This window comes from Pseudoalteromonas luteoviolacea, assembly GCF_018100925.1.
GTDB classification, from domain to species: domain Bacteria; phylum Pseudomonadota; class Gammaproteobacteria; order Enterobacterales; family Alteromonadaceae; genus Pseudoalteromonas; species Pseudoalteromonas obscura.
The window spans coordinates 1-23281 of sequence record NZ_JAGJEH010000026.1 but is presented as its reverse complement, the minus strand read 5'-3'; the positions used below and the strand labels follow the sequence as shown (position 1 = coordinate 23281).

Below are 23281 nucleotides of genomic sequence, written 5' to 3'. Positions count from 1 at the left end.
CGAAACAGATTTATCACCCGCTTTTGGTTTTTCGGTAAAGCGGATCGCAGGGGTTGGATCTGTGCCCACAACCACTTTGGCGACATTGCTTACCACACCCGAATCGCTACCAATATAGCGATTGCCGGTTTGGTAAATCGAACTTGGTGTTTGCGTGATGGTGTAGCCATCTGTATTTGATTCGATCAGGCCAGTAAAGCTGAACTCACCGTTAGCGTTGGTCGTGGTGGTCGTATTAACTGCCTGACCAAACTTATCCGTACCCGTTATTGTGACTGTGATGTCTTTTAATAGCGCGTCATTGGCGTCAACAACGCCATCTTGGTTTACATCGAAAAATACGGTACCTGAAACAGACTTATCACCTATCACAAGCTCTGCAAATGAGTGTCCTTGGGAGGCAGAGCCAGATGCAAGTACAATATTGGTTATTACGTCGGTACCTTGACTATTTGCAAGCACACTGCCAGATTTCGCCTCTTTACCATCTCTGTAGCTATTCAAAGCTGCCTGAGTAGGCTGTGTCAGTTTATAGGTACCAGATACTAAATCGTAAAATACAAATTGACCATTTGCATCTGTTGATACACGCTGTTGAGCAATAGTTTGCCCACCAGCAGTCACACCGTCCAACAATATCTCTATACCAGATAGTGATGAATCGACGTTACTGTCGAAAAGGCCATTGTTCACTGCATCGACAAATACATACCCCGATATCAAACCTTGAATAACTTCTGTTGAAGACGTTGCTTTGTTGTTTAGCTTATTTGTATCAAAGCCTTGCGTTTCTACCCAGGCTTCATTGACCACAAGATTGTTGCTCGGTAGTGCATTGAGTGTAACCGGAATACTGATCTGTACAGTTTCATTCATTTGAATAAGCGGAATATTACAACGAATAAAATCAGTAAGCGCACCAGTACTTGGAGAGTTTGCTCGAGAATTTGTACAACTACCTGATGAGGTAATCGCATTACCTGCCACGCTCAAATAACTTGGTAAATAATCGTAAAGTACGTTGTCAGCGCTGTCACCAGGACCGGCATTAGTTAGCGTAAATTGATAATTAAACTGGCTGCCCAAAGCGACTTTATTCAACGACGCAGTTTTAGTCAGTGCTAAGTCCACAGCTATACGAATAGATGTTTTTTCACTTTCGTCATTGTTTGCCGTAATAAGGTCTTTTTCATTCGAAAAAATAGAGGCACTGGTCGTTGCGACTTCGCCAGTGGTTGAGGGGCGTGATAAGATCTTAAAGAACATATAGCGAGTATAAATTGCTGACTGACCGCCAGTATTCTCAAGTAACTCATTTTCAGCTAATGATGAACTGCTATTTTCTGGGCCTAAACAGTTAAAGGTCGTTTCGTTGTTAAAAGTCAAATTTTGATTGCCGCAACGCGCCGTAGCTGCACTACAAGTTGCATTGGAGCTACTGTCACACAAAAACTGTAACTGCTTTGAGCTATTAGCTGGCGATATAGTAAAATTGTAACCAACACCACTGGCCACCGAAGTTTCACCGTTATTATCCGTCAAATATTCCAGATCGACTTTATAAACCACCACATTGTCCAGCGTTGCTGGAAATGAGCCCGGTGTAGGATACCAAGCTAACGGATCACTAATATCATTGTTTTCAATTTTCAGGTTGGCTTCGCGTATTTGTACGGTTAAAGTCTTGTTGAAGCTATTATTGGCAGCGTCACTATCCAATGACATATTAGAGGCGGATAATCTGCTTGTACTTTCTAACACCCAATCTTGACGATCAGATGCACTTTTGGGACGAATTTGAATGGTAACACTTTGTACTTCATTGCTGTCTAGCGACCCAATACTGCAGCGCAGAGTCTTAGTCACCTCGGTGTAAGAACAAATATTACTTTGCCCTGCCCGAGAAAAACTATTACTTACATATTGATATTCTTTGCCTGTCGGCACATTAAAAGTATGCTCTAACACCACATTAGTCGCTGCAACCGCACCTATATTAGCAACATGGATCGTCTGTAGGGCAATATCACCGCTTAAGACCGTTGGCTTCGCATACACAACATTCGTCACGGCCAAATCAAATAAAGACTGTACCGCCGTAGTCGCACTAGCCAAGTTATTTGCTGTATTCGGATCTATATGTGTATTTGATGACACTTGTACTGAGTTGATAACTTGCCCATTTGTCGTCACAAAAGGCCGAGCCACTGTCAGAGGGATAGTCACACTGTCATTGAGAGCAAATATTTGGCCTGTATCTAAGCGACAAGTGATCGCAGTTTGTGTCTTTTCGTACTCACCGGTATCGGCTCTAGTACATGAAAAGCGTGCACCGAGCGCACTATTTACAGATGATGGGAATGTGATCCCTGTTTCTTTATGCCCTTCGCGTGATTTAAATGTCGCATTAAAAGTATCAACAATAATGAGTGAATCCGCATCTACGCCAACAATGTTAGAACCCGATAAGTTAGTGGCAGTGATCTGGTAGCCAATCTCATTTTCAGAAGTCGTAATACTGCTCGCATTCGCCACTTTTTGAATACTTAAATCAGCACTCAATGCACTTTTAATGGTCGCAGATGCAGAGGCTTCCCCAGGTGCACCACCGGTATCAGTAACAGTCGCAGTATTTTTTAAATCCCCTACAGATGTCGCTCGAGTTGTGATAGTCAAGGTTGGTGCAGTCCCGGACAAAGCAATGCGGCTTGCATCTGCATTTTGATATAAACAAGTTACCTTGCCACCGCTACCATCCGCTAATTGCTCTGCGGCACTACAAGACCAGTTTGTGCCATAGCTCCCATTCGCGACAAACGTTTCTCCACTTGGCAGAGCATCAACCACGGTAACCTTGCCAAGCGTTGTCCCGTTGCCCGTATTTGAAACAACGATGCGATTTAAAATGTCACCAGCTTGTTCAACTATACTTGTGCTGGCTGTCGTTGATGCTGATTTCGTTTTTGTAATATTGAGCAGCACCGGGTTCCTTGGATGTAAACCCCACCCTTCATAATTAGCAGTGTAATCAACCCCACCTGCCGTCATAGTTACAGTGTTTTTAGGTCGATAGTTACTCTCTGTACCCGTATATATCGGCGAACGCGCTCTTATTAATATCTCAACGGTTTCATTTGCGCCAACTTCAGAGCCGGTACAAGTCACCACTGTGTTTGTGATCTCACACCAATCAGCAACAGTTTGCCAAGCGCCATTACTATATTTACGTGTTGCAGTAGAAAGAGGGGTGTAGCCAGGTGTATTGGCAAAGTTATCCACCACCTTGACTCCCTTTGCAGCCCCCCCTCCCGAATTCACTATTTTGATAAAGAAGTAAAACTCTTTATTCATATAGTTAATATTAGAATCCCAATTCAGATCAGAAGACTTGGTGATGCTAAGATCAGGAGCAACATCCAAAATTGCAATACTGGCACTATCACTACTTGATTCTCGCCCACCATGCGCAACACTCGCCCAATTGACAGCGCTTTGACTAACCGCTTTTGCCTTTGCTTTAACATTGACTTGCCATGTTTGCGATTTAGCGAAACTGCTTGAGATAGGTGTACAGTCAATTCTTTGCGTATTACCTGCATTCAAAGCACAATTAAAATGGTTAGAGCTGTAACCCACATAGCTCAGTGAATCCGGTAATGTATCTATCAACGACTCAATGGTTGTCGCCTCTGATGTATTTGTAACTGTGATTTTGAACTCTATTTCATCATCAACATAATAAGTACTGCCATTTAGTGCTGTTTTGTTGACTGAGACAAATGAGGTTTGTGCAATACTGGTTTTAACGCTAGCACTTGCCTGATTATTGGTAGAGTTTAAATCTAATAAATCGGAACTCACCTGCGCTGTGGTTGAAAATGTCGCCTCCGATGTTGGCGCATTTGCATATATTCTGATTACAGCGCTGTCATTTTTCACCATAGTATTTGTAGATTGGCAAGCGACTACGAGCGTATTGATATTACATGACCAACCAGAAGGTGATTGCACTGTGATATTACTCATACCACTGGCTAACGTCGTACTCATATAAGCTGGTGTCACTGAGCTTGGCCCCAAATGTGTCACCGTTACATCATAGTAATGACGTTCATTGATCTGTATATTTAAAGGTCCATACCAAGAAGGTGTTCCATCGGTTTTATATTGCTTTATCGCAACACCTAAATCAGCATTTGGATTAATAGTTGTATTCACAGACGCTTGATCATTTGAGGCATCTATTTCCGCCGTATCACTGCTGATACTGCTGCTGGCTGTAACGGTCCCACTACTTACCTGACTTACACGAGCTTGAATATTTAATGTTGATGATGCACCTGAATTAAAAGTGGCAATTGTACACGTTAGCGTTTGACTGCCAGCACAGCGCCAACCATCGAAATCTACAGTGCTGGCGTTTTCCCACGACGTGAAACTCGGTAGGTTAAGTTTAACTACTGCGTTTGCCGCTGCATCAGGTCCATTATTTTTCACACTGATTTGGTAAGTAAAAACAGTATTTAAATTTACTGAAGTAGGGTTAGCTGTTAATGAGGTAATGGCTAAATCTACACCCGCAATAATTGAAGTATTCTGAGTTTCAGTATTGTTAAGTAATTTATTGCTCGATTCATTGTCTGCACTAATACGCACACTCGGCTCTATTGTATCGCCAGTCTGAGCCGATGTTTTGATCGTCACTTGCAATGAATCGCTCACTCGCCCTGATAATTGACCAATGAGACACGTTAACTTACTTTTGGTGGCACCGCCTTCTTGATAACTGGATTGAGTACACGGCTTTGAGCTAGACACAAAGCTTGTGGTTTGCGGTAAAAAAAACTCAACGGCAACGTTGTTGGCAGTATCTTCTTCAGAGTTGGTAAACTCGAGGTTATAACGTACATCTCCCCCTCTCGGGACTGTTGTATCTAAATCTTCAAATGTGGAAATTTGCAGGTCAACGGCAAACGCAACGCTTGTGTACAACAGAATAAATAATGAGAATAACGAAAATAAAAGCTTCTTCAATTTCAATAACCCGAACAATAAAGCAACAAACAACCCGTTCCCAAAACAATACTAATAAAAACGGATGAGAATTTTATTGAATCTGGTTACTGTAATCCAGTGTAATTTCCCTCAAATAACAACATTTGTAAACAGGATTTGCACCTATATAAGGTAAAACAAACTCTTTACAACTAAAAAAATAAATTATTGCAATGCTTTTGAATGATAATCAGATAAACAACGCGCACTGTGCTTCGCTAAACTATGTAGTGCTTGCCAATCTGCATTTAATGAATCAAACATCGACAACCGAACATCTTGGAGCGCAATGTGAAGAACACACATACCAAGTGCACCTGCTTCTTCTTCCAATTGAATCAATTTTTCTTCCAACGCTTCAAATGCCTGTATATCTGCTAAACCGCGTAGCTGGGCAAACTCATAATCTAACCTATCACTTAAATACATGAGTTTGGCACTTAGCACCTGTGGACTCATCGTATTGACAAGCTCATCAATGACCGAGTAATCCAACATGCTTTTTTCTGCCAGAAAGTGTCTCGCTGGCATTAACAATTGAGCAAGCAGCTTCTCTAGCAACTTCTGCTGGATGGGTTTTGCCATAAAGTGCTCTATTCCAGCAATACGATAAGCTTGCTGGGACTGCTCATCAACATCCCCCGTGATAGCGACCACGACAGGCGCCTGCTTAAAATCAAAACTCTTAAATACACGCCGATACCAGTCTAATCCATGGCCATCTGTTAAATGCATGTCCAAGAAAATAACATCAAATTGAGCGCGATTAAGCGCAGCTTCTGCGGCAGATAAAGTAGCGGCAATTTCATAGTTTAACCCCAATGAAGACAGTAAGTGTTTCAGAATTTCCTGATTCAGCTGGTTGTCTTCAACAATTAAAATATCCCCACACAACTGAGAAACAGCTTGTGGCTGATAGGAGTTTGTCTGCTCTTGTCGGTTCTTGACGATGGCTTCTGATAGTTCTATATCAAAGTAAAATGAACTACCGCGTCCTAATTCGCTGACAACATGTAATTTGGTTTTTAAAACTTCAAGTATTTGCTGGCATAACACTAATCCTACCCCCGCACTGTGCGCAATAGAACGAGCAGGATCAGAAGAAGTAAAAGGTTTAAATAGCAGCTCTATTTGCTCTGCGGTCATGCCTGCGCCGGTGTCTTTCACTTCAAATCGAACTGTTTCAGCTTGGTGCGTTAGGCTTTGCTGGGTAATAGATAAAGTAATGCTGCCGCTTTGAGTGTATTTAATGGCATTGGACAATAAGTTTTTAACCACCAAACCAATACTATCTTGATCGATCAGATATTCTTTGTCACAGGCAATCCCAGTCAACTGAGTGCGCAGCTCAACTCCCTTTTCTTGCAACAGAGGCTTAAACTGCCCGATGAGCAAATCGGCGAATTGAGACAAGTTTACAGGTACCTGCGTTGACGACTTGCCACGTGCATTTAGCAGCACTTGGTTTGCTAAATCGGCCAAAGACATCGCCGTGGAAATAATGACATCGCAATACTGTTGATATTTTAACGGTTCTCTAGGTGCCTTTTTAATTAACTCAGCATGACCAACAATGGCATTGAGTGGCGTTCTCAGCTCATGACTCAAAAGAGTTAAAAAACGCTCTTTTTTCTGTGATTCACGTTTGGCATTTCGAGTTAGCTCTGCCAGTTGCTGCTCTTTGCGACAACTGCACAGCAAACACAGTGAAAAGCACAAAATCAGCGGCATGACGATCACCGATAAAGAAAAAAACTGATTAACCCAGTTATTGGTTCCCAATGTATCGCTATGTTCATAACTACCGAGCATGCTCAATCGCAATGTAAACACACTTAGTAGACAGAAGCAGGCAATCGCAAATGTCCAATGCGCAGGAGAAAAAGAAGAGATGCGTTTATTTTGGCCTAAAAATAATGCTCTAAGGCATAGCCCCATTGCCAATAACCAAACCATATAATTGACAATGACACGTATTAAGAAGCTCGGCTCAACAAAAGTGAAATAGATGAAACTGGGGAAAAATATAGCTGCTAACACATACCAAGGAAGTTGGTGTGTTTGCACAGAAAAAAACCGTTCCACACCTCTTGTCAGCATAAATAACCCAACAAGTATCAAGGTGTTGGGAACCATAATTGACCAAATAGGCGACAGCGACAATGATGCTTGAAACATACATGCAATTGCGGCGCAAAACACAAACCCAAACCATAGGCGCGTGCCTGCGATGTGTTTGTGGATCAGCCAGTTAACCATCATAAACACCGCACAAACACAGGTTGTCAGCGCTAAAATTTGTAATAGTAGTTTCGGATCGCCCATGGATGATTAGTTACATTATTTTAATTAATTACTAGTATTATATTACTAATAAAAACCACTAATAAAGAGTAAACTACCATTTTTAGGGGTTAAATTGATTTACAACCAACCCTTTTGTCTAGCAATACGCGCCGCATCAACACGGTTTGTCGCATTCAATTTGGCGATTGCATCTGATAAATAGTTTCTGACCGTACCTTCACTTAAAAATAGGGCTTCAGCTATTTGCCGAGTTTTCAGTCCTTCACTAGCCAACCTCAAGGCTTTACGTTCTTTATCTGATAGCGGATCACTGTCATCCAGTGCATTCATAGCAAGTTCTGGATCTATGACTTTTTGCCCTACAGATATTTTCTTCAGCGCGTTGACCAAATAATCACTGGGTGCTTCTTTGAGAATAAACCCTTTTACATCAGCAGCCATAGCCCGTCTAATATAACCTGCGCGGGAAAAAGTGGTCATAATAACCACTTTTACTCTCGGGTACTTCTCCTGAATAACCTGCGCTAATTCCAGCCCAGTTACATTTGGCATTTCGATGTCGCTAAGCACAATATCAGGCTCGTTATTAGCTAAATACTCAAGAGCTTGCTGGCCATCTTCTGCTTGGCCCACCACCTCTAGATTAGCCTCCAAACTCAACAAGGCCGAAATTGCGTTTCGCACCAACGCTTGATCTTCCACAACTAAAATTTTCATTTCGTATCCTTATATGGGTAGTTTTGCCACCAGCTTGCAACCATGCTTTGTTGACCACTTCATGCTACCACCAAGTTCTTCTACTCTCGATTTGATACCGAGCAAGCCATTACCCCAAACAACATCACCTACCACGCCATCATCTTGAAAAGTCAGAATGTGGTAGTTACGTTCCTCTTTCAAAGATATATGCATATGCTTGGCACTACTGTGTTTTATTACATTGGTGATGGCCTCTTTGGCAACAAAGCAAAAACAACTTTCTTTTTCGGCAGTAACTGGACCACATTCAACAACTTTATGCACCTGAACGCCTTTATCTTGTAAACGAGATGCCATCACTTCGAGTTGGGCAGCCAATCCCAGCTGCTTCATGCCAGAAACAGCCTCACGCACCTCTGATAATGCAGTGCGAGCCAGCATCGCCACTTCTTTTGTTTCATCCTGGGCTTTTTCTAACATGCCAGCGGCCATAAATTTTCCAGCCAATTCTGATTTAAGTGAGATAGAGCTTAATGAATGCCCAAGTAAATCGTGTAAGTCACGCGCAATGCGTTCACGCTCAGCTATTTTTGCCAATTGCTGGATCTGTTCTTTATTTTTACGAGTTTCGTTGCTATGAATACGGTCTTTATATTCCACCACGCCAAAGCTAAATAACCCTAATGAAACAACAAGCGCAGGGCCAACAAAATAAGGCCAGCCATGAGGGTCAATAAATAACACTGTGACTACTGTAATCATCATCATCTGGAGCAACAGCATTAACCAGCGGGCAGGACCTATAAAACAAAATCCTAAAAAGTAACCTATATAGCCAAATAATGTGCTTGTCCCAGGAGTTAGCGTTGTTACAAAAATGCAGATTGCCGCCATCAGTGCAATCAAACCAAGTACGTCTTTCGCAGGACAATGCAAAGCTTTGCGGTACAAATATACAAAACCTAAATAGGCTAAAACTTGTATACTCACTTCAGTTTGCGTATATGAATCAAAGCTCCTAATTAATGGAAAAAAATAAAATACTGAAAAAAACAAATGCCCATAATTAGCAAAAAAATGCTTGCCATGCATAGCTAATTGCATTGTATGCGTTGAATTACCAAACCTAAATCTCATCAAAGCCGCTTATTAAGGTATATAGATTGATAGTTTTAATTTAACATGCTTGTGCACAATCTATCAGTGACAAGTGTCACTTAGTTCTTCCAAAAAAAAATGACAATCAATGAAGGCGCTACAAAAACTATGCAACAACATCAATCAGCGTTAATAAATTTACACCTCGCTGTTTTCCTATTTGGAGGCACAGCGCTTTTCTCCAAACTAATTGCATTGCCAGCATTAGACATTACGGTCTATCGCACTGCTATCGCCTTTTTTACCTTGATAGTCATTCTAAAAGTACAAAGTAAGCAATTGAGACTCAATCAATTAAAAGATTATTTCATTGCTGTAGGGTTAGGTGTCATTGTTGGTATTCATTGGGTAACTTATTTTTCTGCGATGCAAATGGCAGGAATAGCAACCGGTATCATTGCATTTTTTACTTACCCTGTTATCACCGTATTGTTGGAGCCACTGTTTAGTAAAACGCATATTAAATTTACAGATTTATTTAATGCCGTGGTCGTGATTTTTGGTATCTATCTGATGATGCCAAATGCAAATTTAGGCGATCAAGTCACTTTGGGTATATTAACTGGTGTTTTATCTGGTGCCTTTTTTGCTACGCGCAACCTATTACAAAAGAAATACTTCTCTCAATATGGTGGCTCGCACACTATGCTCTATCAGACTTTAACTGCTGCGGTTATTTTGTCCATATTTGTTGACAACCCTCCTAGCACCTTACCATTGCAAGATATTTACTACCTGCTCTTAGCTGGCATGGTTTTTACAGCCATCCCGCATTCATTCTTTGCAAGTAGCTTGCGTCATTTAAGTGCTACCACTGTCGGTCTAATTTCCTGCTTACAACCCTTGTATGGCACCGTATTGGCTTATATGCTGTTATCTGAGACAACAAATATGACAACACTTATTGGCGGCGTGTTAGTTGTGAGTGCTGCCTGTTTTGAAACTTGGTCAATAACAAGGAAAAAATGATGATCCAAGTCTTTGCACACCGTGGAGCCAGCGGTATGCATCCTGAAAACTCGCTAAGTGCAATTAGCGCAGCTTTGGAAGTGGATGTAAATGGCATTGAGCTTGATGTACAGAGTTGTCGTGATGATTATGCCATCATCCACGATACTTGGTTAGATCGTACTACAAGTGGAAAAGGTATGGTGAGAGATTCCACTAGAGAAGCATTAAACAAACTCGATGCAGGTAATGGAGAGGGGATCCCAACTCTACAGGATGTGTTCGATTTAGTCGGCAAAAAAGCAACCATAAACCTTGAATTAAAACATACATACAGCCTAGATAAGTTTGTGCAATATATTGAGAAAAACGTGCAAGCTGGCACCATAGAGCGATCACAGCTCATACTTTCTTCATTTGATCACCACCAGCTTGTATGGCTAAAACAGAAAATGCCTTGGGTAAAAATTGGTGCACTCACCGCATCTATCCCACTGCACTATGCTGAATTTGCAGAACGCTTGCACGCATATAGCATTCACATTGATAAAAACTTTATTAATCATGAGTTTGTAAAGGATGCTAAACAGCGAGGGCTGTTTGTTTATAGCTATACTGTAGATAAACAACAGGACATTGAACAGGTATTAGATATGGGTGTTGATGGCATCTTCAGTAACTACCCTTGTTACGCAAAAATGGTCGTCAACCAATGGCTAAACAGATAATGTATTTTGGTTGTGAAGCGAGCTACGCCATAAACCTAAAATAGCATTTGCTTGGGAAGCAAGCCTCTCCAAGTTTAAATAATTCTGTTAAGTGGTATATTTTAATAACACTGACTGTGAATATCTGGCATAGCTTGTTAATTGAGTCAGTATTTACACAACTGGCGAGTGACAGCCTATGACGAGTTTGTACATGCGAATATATAATTTAATTGAAGAGTCTTTATTTTATACCCTAACCAGAAAAATTTTTGGTAACTTAGGGTTCTTGTTTGTATTTCAGTTACTCACACTGGGGTGGCTATATTCATACCTTAGCGAGACAAACAGCGCATCGGCCAGCTTTTGGTTTCTTGCATTTACCTCTATAGTGGCGTTCATATTTACTTTTTTTTATATGCGTTTTTTAATCGTTCGTCCTGTCCAAGCAATGCGCGACAGGTTAGAACAAATAAATCGTCAAGATGGCGACCTGAACGCACAATTGCCACAGTTTACATACGATGAGTTTAGAGATCTCAGCGCACAGTACAATACATTTACAGCCCATTTGAGCGAACTACTAGGTAATACTTATAAGAGCGCTGAAGCAGCAACACTCAGTAATCAACAAGTGACCTATTCCATGACCAATACAGTGTCGGTTGGTGAACAACAAATTACTCAAGGTGATACCATCATCGCAGCCAGTGATAAAGTCACTCACAGTTTACAAAGTATTGTCAGTAATACGGACCAAGTTTATCAGGCCAATACTGAAAGCCTGCATTTTGTAAGAGGCTCGTCTCAATCACTACTAACACTTGTCAGTGAAGTACAGCAGATAACGACTTTACTTGGTAACTTTTCGACAACTGTTTCTGGCCTAAAAGAAAATAGCGACAATATCCGTAATATCCTCAAAATGGTTGAAGAATTTTCAGATCAAACGAACTTGCTTGCCCTCAATGCCGCAATAGAAGCGGCTCGTGCTGGGGAAGCTGGACGGGGGTTTGCCGTAGTCGCTGACGAAGTGCGCAACCTGTCTGTCAAAGTAAACGATGCCACTAGGCAGATCAGCGATTTTATCAATCAAATGGATCACCTTGTCAGTGAAACACATCAGGAATCTGAGCAACTGATCATACATTCAAGTGGCGCAGAAAAAGCCATCAGCGAGACCTCTCAAGGATTTGCTGACATGAGTGCTGATTTTGAGCGTAACCAATCACAATTAGAAGACATAGTCAGTGCAGTGCATCAACTTGAAGATACACAAAACCATACTCATCAAGCAGTACAACAAATTGTCGAGTTAGGCCAGTCGGCAAAAGAGCAGCTAGATTCTGCGCTCTCAGATTGCCAACACGCTCATCAGCTGACGACGACGACTCAAAAAGAACTACAACGTTTTGTTTAAAAGAAAGCCCAGTTAAAACTGGGCTTTCTTCTAACGGTGAAAACGCTTATGCACGTTCAATATCAAATGCAATTACCTCTTTGATAGAGGCTTTTCCCGTTGCCAACATCACTAACCGATCAATGCCTAACGCCACGCCTGCACAGTTGGGTAAACCCTGCTCTAGGGCTTTTAAAAAGCGATTATCTTTTTCAACTTTAGGTAGTGCCATTTGCTGACGTTGCAGGTTGTCTTCATCAAACCGTAGGCTTTGCTCTGTTGCATTGGTCAGTTCGTTAAAGCCATTAGCGAGCTCCATCCCTTTAAAATAAAGTTCGAAGCGACCGGCTACACGAGGATCTTGCTCGTTTAATTTGGCAAGAGCCGCCTGAGAAGCGGGAAAATGATAAACAAAACATGGTACGTTTTGTCCAATTTGAGGCTCTATCTCCATACAAAACAGCAATTGAAGTAAAGGGTCTACACTCGTCTCTTGAGCAGCTATCTCTGCATATCCATATTGTTCACATACAGCCTTCAAAGCATGCAATTCAATGGTCAGAGGATCTATAGATAGATATTTTTCAAACGCCGCTTGGTAGCTGATCCTCGTAGCTTTAGCACAAGACAGGATAGACTGCATCAACGCATCAATTTCGTCCATCAACAAATACTCATCGAATCCCGGACGATACCACTCTAACATTGTAAATTCAGGGTTGTGATGACGGCCTGACTCCTCGTTGCGAAAAGCTTTTCCGATTTGATAGATCGCCCCGCTACCTGCTGCAAGTAGACGCTTCATAGCAAATTCTGGCGAAGTCTGTAAGTATAGAGGGAGCCCTTTTGCATAACTGGGCCCAACAAATTGCGTGGCGAATGTCGCTAAATGCACATCAGTAACTGACGCTTGACTCAAACATGGCGTTTCCACTTCAAAAACCTCACGCTCTGCAAAAAACGCGCGAATGCTTGCTAAAATTGCAGCGCGCTGTTTCAGTGTCTCAATGTCCGCACTTGGTGCCCATTTCACATCATTCATTATCAATCCCACATTATAATTTACATTAGGTCATAAAAAAATCTCGGCCAAGGCCGAGATTTTCTAACGTCTAAGTGTTCAAGTAAATAATTACTTTACGCGGCTCACGTATTCGCCTGTACGCGTATCAACTTTGATCACTTCACCAATTTGAACAAATAGTGGAACACGAACAACAGCGCCTGTTGTTAAAGTTGCAGGCTTACCGCCTGTACCCGCTGTGTCACCTTTTAGTCCCGGGTCTGTATCAGTGATCTCAAGTTCAACAAAATTAGGTGGTGTTACCGCTATCGGGTTGCCATTCCACAATGTAATTGTGCATACATCGTTTTCAACCAACCATTTAACATTGTCACCCACTGCTTTTTCGTCAGCTGCGATCTGCTCAAATGTGTCGTTGTTCATGAAGTGCCAGAACTCACCATCTGCGTACAAGTACGCCAGATCAGTTTCCATCACATCTGCGCCTTCAACTGAATCGCCAGATTTAAACGTTTTTTCTAATACTTTTCCTGAGATCAACTTACGGATCTTAACTCGGTTGAAAGCTTGGCCTTTACCTGGTTTAACCATTTCGTTTTCTAGGATCGTACAAGGCTCGCCATCCATCATAATTTTTAGGCCGCCCTTGAACTCGTTGGTGCTATAATTCGCCATCGTATCCTCTAATCATCGTATTTCGAGTAATAAACCTGCTAATGATACAAATAAATGAAGTAAATTTGCATACTAACTGGCAAAAAGAATTGGCGAATGTCGTTACTTGCCCAGATACACTACTCAAAATGTTGGGTTTGGAGTCACATTTCAGTGCCAAAGATATTGCCGCAAAGCGACTTTTTCCGCTGCGAGTGCCCAGACCGTTTATCGCAAAAATGCGCTACGGTGATCCTCATGACCCACTGCTATTGCAAGTGATGCCGCTACATCAAGAGTTTATTGTAGCCAGCGGATTCAATAAGGATCCATTAGAAGAACAAGATGCGCCTGTTCCCGGTCTACTGCATAAATATCGTACTCGCGTTCTTTTGATGTTAAAAACAGGCTGCGCCGTAAACTGTCGCTATTGCTTCAGAAGGCACTTCCCATATCAAGATAACCAAGTTAATAAACGCGCTTTGAAGCCAGTATTTGAGTATCTAGTTGCACATCCGGAAATTAACGAAGTAATTTTAAGTGGTGGAGACCCCTTGATGGCCAAGGATGACATGATCTGCTGGCTGTTAGATGAGTTAGAGGCCTTGCCACAGCTTAAGCGCATCAGGATCCATAGTCGTCTGCCTGTCGTCATTCCTGCAAGGATAACCGATAAGCTTTGTGATCGGCTGGCAGCTAGCCGACTCAAAGCGATTCTGGTTAACCACATCAATCACCCCAATGAAATTGATGATGAATTTAAAACTGCGATGCACAGGCTTAAGCAAGCTGGCGTGACATTGTTAAATCAATCTGTGCTGCTAAAAGGGATCAATGACAGTACCCACATTTTGTCAGAATTGAGCGAGGCCTTATTTGATAGTGATATATTGCCTTATTACTTGCACCTACTCGATAAAGTCGAGGGCGCTAGCCATTTTGATATGAGCGAGTCCGATGCAACCAAATTAGTCGCCGAAATGTTGGAGATACTACCCGGTTTCTTGGTACCCAAATTGGTTAGAGAAATCGGCGGCAAACAAAGTAAGACGCCGATTGATTTGCATTTAAGTTAAAATGCAAACATCAGCGTATACTATGCATATACGTTGATGTTGTTGCCCAAAGTTGCCGTAACAGACTTTGCTGGAGTTTGCGCAGCGGCAGAACTACCAGCAGATTCAATTAAAGCGAGGGCAGCTCGTCCATCTGCTTGCTGTTGCTTTTTCGCCAGAGAAGCACTGTATACTTCACCACCTGGACCAGCGCCAGACATAGCAGGAAGGTTACTTCCGGAAATATTCATAGGTATTCACCTGACAAGTTTGATGGATCCAAGTAAAATATCGACCGATTTACTCAGGACTTTAGGAAAAACATGCAAGCAATCATCGAAAAACTCAACGAAAACTTAAAAGTTGTTTATCGTCAGTCACTTGATGCAGATAAAAAATTAGATGAATTACAGCAACAAGGGCATGGCAAATTCTCATCACTTTTTAGCAAAGATGCTGGGTTTGAATTCGAAGCCAAGCGTTTTAAGCCTTATGTACTTGATGTCGCTGCTGATGTAGATAAATTGAGTAAATCAGAACAGCTCGATGAAGTTCACCTAAAGAAAACCGTGTTTAAGTTGCAGCAGCTGCTTCAGCTACTCGCCACATTTAAATAAAAAGAGCGCCTAAGCGCTCTTTTTATTTAACTGCTGGCTCGACATCATCTTTATACCAGTCGCTCAGCAACCGCTTATCGTAATAAAACTCAGAATCTCTACCAAATTTTATTCGATCCATAAAATTCATATCCTTTAGTACTTTTGATTGTGCTTCAACAACCACTTTACCTGCGTTGTCCGTTACGCTGTATGTAATTTTCAAGCGAGGAAAATAAATTGGCTTGATAATACGAATATCATTCATGTTAAATCTAACATCTCCAGCCAAGTCAATATCTTCAAATTTTACAGATAAGGTATATCCATCTGGCATATCTGCCGCCAATTTATTTAAATGCGAATCAAATTGCTTGGCGATGCGCTTGTGATATCCACCACGAGTTTCTTTTGCAGGAAACACATCTCTGTATTCTTTAAAATCTAGCCATGCCACTTTCACTTCACCAGCATTGGCCATCATGGGCATCAGCATTGCCACAATTGCATAGTTGATAAGTTTCATCATTTACTCCTCTGGTTAGCCTGTATGTTCATATTCTGCTCATCACACTGAACAAAAACTTAAGGATTACACTCATTAACAGGCTTTTACTGGCGTTCACGATTTGTCGTTGCGAACGCCACGATTTTGCTAGTGTTGAACTTTGATACGATAAAACAACGCATAAAGCACAGGTACGATGCCCAGTGTAAGTAACGTGGAAAACAATAGCCCACCCATAATACCAAGCGCCATAGGCTCCCACATTTCACCACCGCCTAAATATAGTGGAATTAATCCAAATACTGTTGTTGCCGTCGTCAACAGAATTGGACGCATACGTTGCTGTGCCGCTGAAATAATACCTTCAACAGGATTTTCCGGGGTATTTTCCAACTCTATTTTGATCCGCTCCAACAATACAATCGCATTGTTTATCACAATACCCGCAAGCGAAATAATGCCAAGTAAGGTCATAAAACCAAAAAATGACTGTCCTACTAGTAGACCCAAGATCACGCCAATAAATCCCAGTGGGATAGTAGTTAATACAATAATTGACTTGCGAATAGAGTTAAATTGACCTATCAGTAAGATGACAATTATAAAGACTGCAATTGGCATCTTGTCCGCTATTGATTGGTTCGCTTTTCCTGATGATTCTGCTTCACCACCTAATTCATATGAATAGCCAAATGGCCAATTTTGCTTTTGCTCCTCTAGCCAAGGGACGAGGGCCGCAAATCCTTCATTCGCTGTAATACCATCTAGTTGTGCACCAACCGCGACGGTTTTTAATCTGTCACGACGCAAAATCTGTGCACTTTCCCAAACTACTTCAATGTCAGCAACCTGCTTTAGTGGCACTGAAGCGCCTGTCGCTTGAGAGTAAACCATCATGGCTTCTAGCTTACCAATATCATCTCTATCCGCTGCGACAGAGCGAAGCGTCACAGGAATCAATTCGTTACCTTCACGATATTGTGTTAATTCCAGGCCACTAAAGCCTGTCTGCAATGAACTTGCGATATCTTTACTCGACACTCCAACACGTCGTGCGCGAGTTTGGTTTATCTTTATCTGTACTTTTTTACTCGGCAAACCCCAGTCGTCACTTACCGCCTTCAGTCCGGGAGTTGCAGCCATTTTCGCTTTTAATTGATCAACAATGGCCATCAGCTTGTCTTTATCATCTCCTGAGAGCCTAACTTCTACCGGGTTAGCAATCGGCGCTCCATTTTCTATTTTACGCTGCTTTATTAACAAATCAGGATGACGGCTTAATGCGTACTGCTCAATATCAACCATTAATGAATCAATCAGCTTATATGACGTCGTACTGACTATCATCAGTGCATAGTTAGCACTGGTAGGCTCAGGGTTGTGCGTTAGCAAAAATCTCGGCCCACCACTGCCGACGTAGCTCACCCACTGCGTAACGCCCTCTGGGCGCTCACTTGATACAAGCAGTTCTTGCTGTATATAGCTTTCCATGTCTTTTACTAAGGCTTCCGTTGTTTGCAGTCGTGTGCCAATCGGTAGCTCTAACTCGACTTTAAAATAGTCACGATCAGATGGTGGGAAAAATAGCTTAGGAATAAACTGCATTCCTTGAAGTGCAATAAAAAACGCTGCGATACAGGCTAATAGAGTGACCCAGCGATGGCGGATCATGGTCGTTAACAGATTTTTATAGCTTAAATAGATCCCTGAATTATAGTCAGCTGATTGGGATTTAACGCGTGTAAAGTACACACATAACATTGGGATCATAGTCATAGCCAGTAGCCAAGAACACAACAGTGTGATCGTTACTACCTTAAATAGAGATGCGGTATATTCACCAGTTGAAGACTCAGCCAAGAAAATTGGTAAAAATGCGGCCCCCGTGGTCAGCGATGACACCAATAAGGGGACTTTTAATTCATCCGCCGAATCAACCGCCGCATCAATCGCAGCCTTACCTCGCTCCATTTGGACCATAATGTTTTCAGACATTACAATGCCATTATCAACCAACATACCAAGTGCAATAATCAAAGCCGCTAGAGAAATTTGGTCAATACTGATATGGAAAAACGACATCACTAAAATGCCAAATACCATACTCATTGGAATGAGACTTGCCACTATTAAACCAGTACGTAGTCCTAGTGTGAACAACATCACTAAGGTGACGACAAGAACCGCTTGTAGTAAGTTAGAAACAAAGTCACTGACCTTCTGCTCAACTTCTTTTGGCAAAAACGACAACAGCTTAAATTCAACACCTATAGGGTAGACACTTTCCAAATAGTTTAGGGTCTCAAGTACTTGCTCTCCCAGCGCAATATTGTTGCCACCATGGCGCATTGAAATCGCCAAGGTTAAGCCATCTTCTTGGCCAACGCGTACTTTCGATTTTGCTGGGTCTACATAGTCACGATATACGACAGCAATGTCTGAAAGCAGCAAAACCTGCTCGCTACCAGGTACATTGATGATTGTATTGGCAATGTCTTCTACTGATTCAAAGTTGCCACTTGGCTCTAATGCCAATGTTTCATCATTGATATAAATAGAGCCACCAGGGTTAACGATATTACGTGCCGCCAATTGCTCTTTAAGTTGACTCGGTGAAATCCCTAAGGCGCCTAATCTCGCATTTTCAAATTCAATAAAGACCCGCTGCTCTTGGTTACCATAAATCTCTACCTTTGCAGCTTCAGGTAAGCGAAGTAATGTGTCTCTTACCTGCTCAGCCACATCCTCCATTTCACGATAACTATACCCTTCAGCTGTCAGACCGATCACAATGCCAAATACATCTCCAAACTCGTCATTGACGATAGGCGTTTGTGCGTCACTAGGAAGGTCTTGTTCAATACTTTGAATTTTACGCCGCAGGTTGTCCCAAATTGGCCGCATATTCTTGTAACTTTCTTTAATATTGACACTGACAATGGAAACACCTGTTTTCGAGGTACTACTAACAAAATCGAGTTCCGGAATTTGCTGAACAACCTTTTCGATTTGATCCGTTACCAACTCCTCAACTCGTTGTGGACTCGCACCAGGAAAGTAAGTAATAACTTGCGCTGTCCTAATAATAAAACCCGGATCATAGTCCTTTGGCATTTTATTAAATGACGCAATACCAAAAAACAGTAACGCCGCAACCAACACCCATGTTGTGCGATTGTTTTCTAAAGCAAGTCTGGTTATATTCACTGTGCCTCCTTGTTAAACTTTACAAGTTGACCTTCACTTACCTTGCTCATGCCCGCAGTAACAATATACTCCCCTTCAACCACACCACTGATCACTGGAAACCCTAATGTTGAAACTTCACCAATCACGATAGATTTTTTCTTAATTTCACCTTTGCCAGCGCCCGCAGGCTCAACTGTCCAGACATAATTTCCTGATGCGTCTTTTAGTACAGTATTGATTGGCAGGTATAATCCGCTTTTATTGACATCAGCACCTTTTGCTAAAACTTTGGCGGTCATTCCCGGTAAGATGTTATAGTTTTCAGGGCGAGTCATACTCAAGGTAACTTCATAGGCTTTGGTGACTTCATCTGCTTGCGTACTTACTTCAACAAAGTCCAACGGAAAAGTCTTATCTGGTATTCCAGAAAATTCGGCTATGATATGTTTGGGTGCATCTTTAGATACTTTTATCATCAGGCTTTCTGGCACGTTCACCTTAAGTGTGACATGTTTTATATCCTGTAGCGTTGCAACTACCTGCTTAGCCTGCACTTCTTCAAAACGCTCTATATAAGTTCTGGCAACCACCCCAGAAAAAGACGCTTTCAAACTCGTATAAGACAAGTTATTTTTTGCGTTGGCTAGTTTGCTTTTTGCACTTGTAAAGTGAGATTGCAGCTGATCGTAGTCCGATTGTGAAATTGTACCGGACTTGATCAACTGTTTCGCTCGGCTGAAATCAGCCTGTGCTTTGTTATAGTTAGCTTGGGCATCATCTAGTGATAACTGATAATCTGTTGTATCCAGCTTTGCTATAACATCGCCTAATTGAATTTCTTCACCTTGTTTTACCAATAAATCAGTGACTTCACCTGATACTTTAAAAGATAGATCTGCGGATGATGCTGCATCTACAACAGCTGGAAACTCGACTAAAGGACCGTCTACCTGAGAAGAAAGCAACAAGGTCCTCACAGGACGAAGTTGTTCAGATTGCTGCTGTGGCTGCTGATCTGAACAACCGATTAATGCAAGGCAAATTGACGCCATTACACATAGCTGCTTGCTTTTTATTATCTTCATGAAAGCTCCTTTAATTCTATTTAACATCGCGATGTTTTGTCATCGCCGTAACAAAGTTATTTATCCACACATCCAGCACTTCTTTAACCGCTGCCACATTCTCTGTTCCATCTGCCTTTAAAACAGTATCTAGCTCTTTATGCGCGGTCATCATCACAACGGGTTGAGGGTTATTGCCAAGATAAAAAGCGGACTCCAAAGATACATGTGTCAGCGCTTCAGTTTGCTCAGTTGCAGCAAGGTAAGCCGTCTTCCCTGCATTATAGACTAAGCGAATTGGAACAAAATCTCTTACTTGCAATGCAATCGGTTCAAACTGAACATCTGTAAATGCACCTTCTATCATCAATATTTGCTCATTCAAGTTAAGCGGCTTTTCCGTCACTACCTGAAAATAAGGGGTCAGCTTTTCTACCATTTTTGATTGCATGTAGTGGCTTAACTTAGCAACATGTAGCGGATTTATATTCAAAAACTTCGACTCTTGAACATTGATCCATACCTCAAACTGAGGAATATACAGTACTTCAACCTGACTGAGCACCGATTGATCGAACGTGCTGTCCACATAAAGCTCAGTATCCTCATATTCTTCAGAAGGGGTTAAAGAATCATAACTCGGTAAAAAGCCTGAACGCGTATTTTGTGGGGTAGATGTGCATGCAGAAACAATACATACAAATGTGATAATTAGTACAGTACGAAACCAAATCATAAGCCGCTCCATAATCAATTCATTTCCTGTGGTTGTAGCACAATCAAAATAGATACTTTGATCTCATTTGAAATCAAATGTAATTTACAAATACAATTATAGTTTTATCCCCATAAACTAAGACGAATAGCTCAGACTGCGAATAACTAAATAAGTGCAAAATTATCTTCAATCACTCGCTTATACGAACTATTTTGGGAACTAAGTTATGAAATTGTAATTAAGTATATGATATGAAGTTAAAACGAAAAAGATAAGCAATAAATTAAGATGAGAAAAATAGATAGAATCAAGCTGGAGAGCATGCCTCCAGCTTTGAAGAAACAACGACAGCAAGCTATCAAATGGTAAGCTAATTACAGGTTGCCCCGAATAACTCCTACTGCTAACCCTTCGATATTAAACACTTCCTGCTCAAGATCGACTTCAATCGGTGAAAAGTCCTCGTTTTCAGCGTGTAAGAATACTTTTTTTCCTACTTTTTCAAACCGCTTTACAGTCACATCCTCTTCAACACGGGCAACTACCACCTGACCATTGTTTGCGACTTGAGTGCGATGAACCGCTAACAAATCTCCGTCCATAATACCAATATTCTTCATGCTCATACCGTTAACGCGAAGCAAGTAATCGGCTGAAGGCTGAAACATACCCGGGTCTACTTTGCAGTGATTTTCGATATGTTCCTGCGCTAAGATAGGTTCGCCTGCGGCTACACGCCCAACTAGAGGTAATCCGAGTTGCTCGGGTTCATCAGGTTCAGCTAAACGAATCCCTCTACTGGCACCTGGTACCATTTCTATAACGCCTTTTTTGGCAAGCGCTTTCAAATGCTCTTCTGCCGCATTTGCACTGCGAAAACCGAGAGACTCCGCTATTTCAGCTCGCGTTGGCGGCATACCTGTGTCTTTGATAAAAACTTTGATGAGTTCAAAAACTTGTTCTTGTCGTTTGGTTAATGGTCGCATATAACTGGTTTTCCATACAGTGCATTTACTGTGAGTATATACAGTTAAAATTAAATCGCAATGCTAATCGTTGAATACTTAGGCAAATTATGAAAACAGCAAAATGATTAGCGCTAAATGAGTAGAAACAACGGTAAGATTATGCACATTAAATAAATCAAAAGAGGCATGCAAAGGAGATAAAACAGTACTTCATATTGTGCTTTTCCAGCCACTCTTCATCTAAGGCCAACAGAGCCCAATTTAATTAAAAGACAATGCGACTGGTTCATTTGCTCTTTTATTAGTGGATCTTCGTTAATAATGATAATGCTTTTAAATATGTAATCCATGGCATGGATTAAATAGAGTAGTACCTACTTCACTGCAACTTTTAATAATTAATAACTTTAAAAATCGTAATGTTTAGCTCGAATCTGAAAGTTAGAAGATTATAATATCGCTTAAAATTAGAGCTGTGATGCAAGAATTAGAAATTGTGGTTATGAATAGAACATAGAGCTACTTCAAGTAGCTCTATTTATCATGTTAGCAAGCCGTTGTAGTATATGTTCCTGGACAAGTTCTTGTACCCGTACACTCCCACGTTTTAAATAGGCCGCCGGCAACTTGTGGTGTCATCTCAGCAGGAACGTTGGCTTTATCATAGCTAATTACTTTGATGTTTTTCTTTTTTAATTTTAATAACATATTTATCTCCTTATTGACTACAACAAACCTAGCAGTATTTATTATTACTTTCAACATAATAAATAATATTATTTTTCAGAATTATAATTTCATTAATATCAATATAACAAAAAGGAATTAAAAACATTTCTTAATAAAGTAACTACAACCTTGGAGAAATAGCTCTATTTCTGAAACCTTCTTTTCAACCCTTTTCAACATCGAGCAAAGCACTAATGACAGCGAGCGAAGCGAGTGCGTTCAATTTGCGCAAGTAAGGTGTAAAAGGTTAGCGACAATGAACAAAGTGAGCTGTTTTGACAACTGCTAAGACAGCCACCTATAAAACCTAGCCAACATTAAAAAAATGGATCCTGAAACGAGTTCAGGATGACATCGTGCAAAATGTAACGACAGTGAGCGAAGTGAGTACGTTCAATTTGCGCAAGGTGAAGTGAGCTGTTTTAACTATTGCTGAGACTGTCATCTCCAAAACCTACCCAACATCAAAAACATGGATCCTGAAACGAGTTCAGGACGACGGC

Annotated in this window: 18 protein-coding genes; 5 read left to right on the top strand and 13 right to left on the bottom strand. The window is 41.3% G+C overall.

Translation table 11 applies throughout. The features are described from left to right. From J8M00_RS27505 to J8M00_RS27490, 4 genes are all read right to left on the bottom strand, one after another. Positions 1–5034 (bottom strand): SdrD B-like domain-containing protein (locus J8M00_RS27505; RefSeq protein WP_211013556.1); only part of this gene is annotated, 5034 nt, incomplete at its 3' end. A gap of 186 nt (positions 5035–5220) precedes the next feature. Further along, a complete protein-coding gene (locus J8M00_RS27500; RefSeq protein ID WP_211013555.1) occupies positions 5221–7317 on the bottom strand; it encodes a hybrid sensor histidine kinase/response regulator in 2097 nt (698 codons plus the stop codon). Between the two features lie 162 nt (positions 7318–7479). Further along, entirely contained in the window at positions 7480–8079 is a 600-nt protein-coding gene (locus tag J8M00_RS27495; protein ID WP_211013554.1) for a response regulator transcription factor, read from the bottom strand. A 9-nt stretch (positions 8080–8088) separates the two neighbouring features. Next, positions 8089–9051 carry a sensor histidine kinase gene (locus J8M00_RS27490; protein WP_211013553.1) on the bottom strand — a complete coding sequence of 321 codons (963 nt, stop codon included), beginning with the start codon at positions 9049–9051 and terminating at the stop codon, positions 8089–8091. 276 nt (positions 9052–9327) lie between these two features. Here J8M00_RS27490 and J8M00_RS27485 point away from each other — a divergent pair, with 276 nt between their 5' ends. The 3 genes from J8M00_RS27485 (at position 9328) to J8M00_RS27475 (ending at position 12294) form a co-directional block, all read left to right on the top strand. Continuing rightward, positions 9328–10188, top strand: a complete 861-nt coding sequence (locus J8M00_RS27485) for a DMT family transporter (RefSeq protein WP_211013552.1) — start codon at positions 9328–9330, stop codon at positions 10186–10188. Then, on the top strand, positions 10188–10895 hold the full coding sequence (locus J8M00_RS27480; RefSeq protein ID WP_211013558.1) for a glycerophosphodiester phosphodiesterase: 708 nt from the start codon (positions 10188–10190) through the stop codon (positions 10893–10895). The genes J8M00_RS27485 and J8M00_RS27480 overlap by 1 nt, the downstream gene beginning before the upstream one ends. Before the next feature lie 193 nt (positions 10896–11088). Continuing rightward, on the top strand, positions 11089–12294 hold the full coding sequence (locus J8M00_RS27475; RefSeq protein WP_211013551.1) for a methyl-accepting chemotaxis protein: 1206 nt from the start codon (positions 11089–11091) through the stop codon (positions 12292–12294). Between the two features lie 46 nt (positions 12295–12340). Here the strand turns inward: J8M00_RS27475 and epmA are convergent, their stop codons facing one another. Both epmA and efp read right to left on the bottom strand, forming a co-directional pair. Then, complete coding sequence (epmA, locus tag J8M00_RS27470; protein ID WP_211013550.1) at positions 12341–13315, bottom strand: elongation factor P--(R)-beta-lysine ligase; 975 nt, start codon at positions 13313–13315, stop codon at positions 12341–12343. A 90-nt stretch (positions 13316–13405) separates the two neighbouring features. Then, complete coding sequence (gene efp, locus J8M00_RS27465) at positions 13406–13972, bottom strand: elongation factor P (protein ID WP_211013549.1); 567 nt, start codon at positions 13970–13972, stop codon at positions 13406–13408. A gap of 41 nt (positions 13973–14013) precedes the next feature. Here efp and epmB point away from each other — a divergent pair, with 41 nt between their 5' ends. Next, the gene (epmB, locus tag J8M00_RS27460) at positions 14014–15027 is read left to right on the top strand and encodes an EF-P beta-lysylation protein EpmB (protein ID WP_211013548.1); all 1014 of its coding nucleotides are present in this window, start codon (positions 14014–14016) and stop codon (positions 15025–15027) included. 20 nt (positions 15028–15047) lie between these two features. Here epmB and J8M00_RS27455 read toward each other — a convergent pair whose 3' ends face one another. Then, entirely contained in the window at positions 15048–15257 is a 210-nt protein-coding gene (locus J8M00_RS27455) for a hypothetical protein (protein ID WP_046356942.1), read from the bottom strand. A 72-nt stretch (positions 15258–15329) separates the two neighbouring features. On the opposite strand from J8M00_RS27455, the gene J8M00_RS27450 reads away from it, so the two are divergent. After that, a complete protein-coding gene (locus J8M00_RS27450) occupies positions 15330–15623 on the top strand; it encodes a prephenate dehydrogenase (RefSeq protein ID WP_211013547.1) in 294 nt (97 codons plus the stop codon). A 22-nt stretch (positions 15624–15645) separates the two neighbouring features. On the opposite strand, the gene J8M00_RS27445 is transcribed toward J8M00_RS27450, so the two are convergent. From J8M00_RS27445 to J8M00_RS27420, 6 genes are all read right to left on the bottom strand, one after another. After that, complete coding sequence (locus J8M00_RS27445) at positions 15646–16131, bottom strand: DUF3016 domain-containing protein (RefSeq protein WP_417714875.1); 486 nt, start codon at positions 16129–16131, stop codon at positions 15646–15648. Between the two features lie 126 nt (positions 16132–16257). Continuing rightward, a complete protein-coding gene (locus J8M00_RS27440) occupies positions 16258–19317 on the bottom strand; it encodes an efflux RND transporter permease subunit (protein ID WP_211013546.1) in 3060 nt (1019 codons plus the stop codon). Then, positions 19314–20384: an efflux RND transporter periplasmic adaptor subunit gene (locus tag J8M00_RS27435; RefSeq protein ID WP_211013545.1), complete on the bottom strand. Its 1071-nt coding sequence runs from the start codon at positions 20382–20384 to the stop codon at positions 19314–19316. Before J8M00_RS27435 ends, J8M00_RS27440 begins: the two co-directional genes overlap by 4 nt. A 16-nt stretch (positions 20385–20400) precedes the next feature. Next, entirely contained in the window at positions 20401–21099 is a 699-nt protein-coding gene (locus J8M00_RS27430; RefSeq protein ID WP_211013544.1) for a DUF3313 family protein, read from the bottom strand. 356 nt (positions 21100–21455) lie between these two features. Beyond that, positions 21456–22067: a transcriptional repressor LexA gene (lexA, locus tag J8M00_RS27425; RefSeq protein ID WP_211013543.1), complete on the bottom strand. Its 612-nt coding sequence runs from the start codon at positions 22065–22067 to the stop codon at positions 21456–21458. 528 nt (positions 22068–22595) lie between these two features. Continuing rightward, positions 22596–22757 (bottom strand): hypothetical protein, encoded by a 162-nt coding sequence (locus J8M00_RS27420; RefSeq protein WP_211013542.1) that lies wholly within the window; start codon positions 22755–22757, stop codon positions 22596–22598. Positions 22758–23281: the final 524 nt, after the last annotated feature.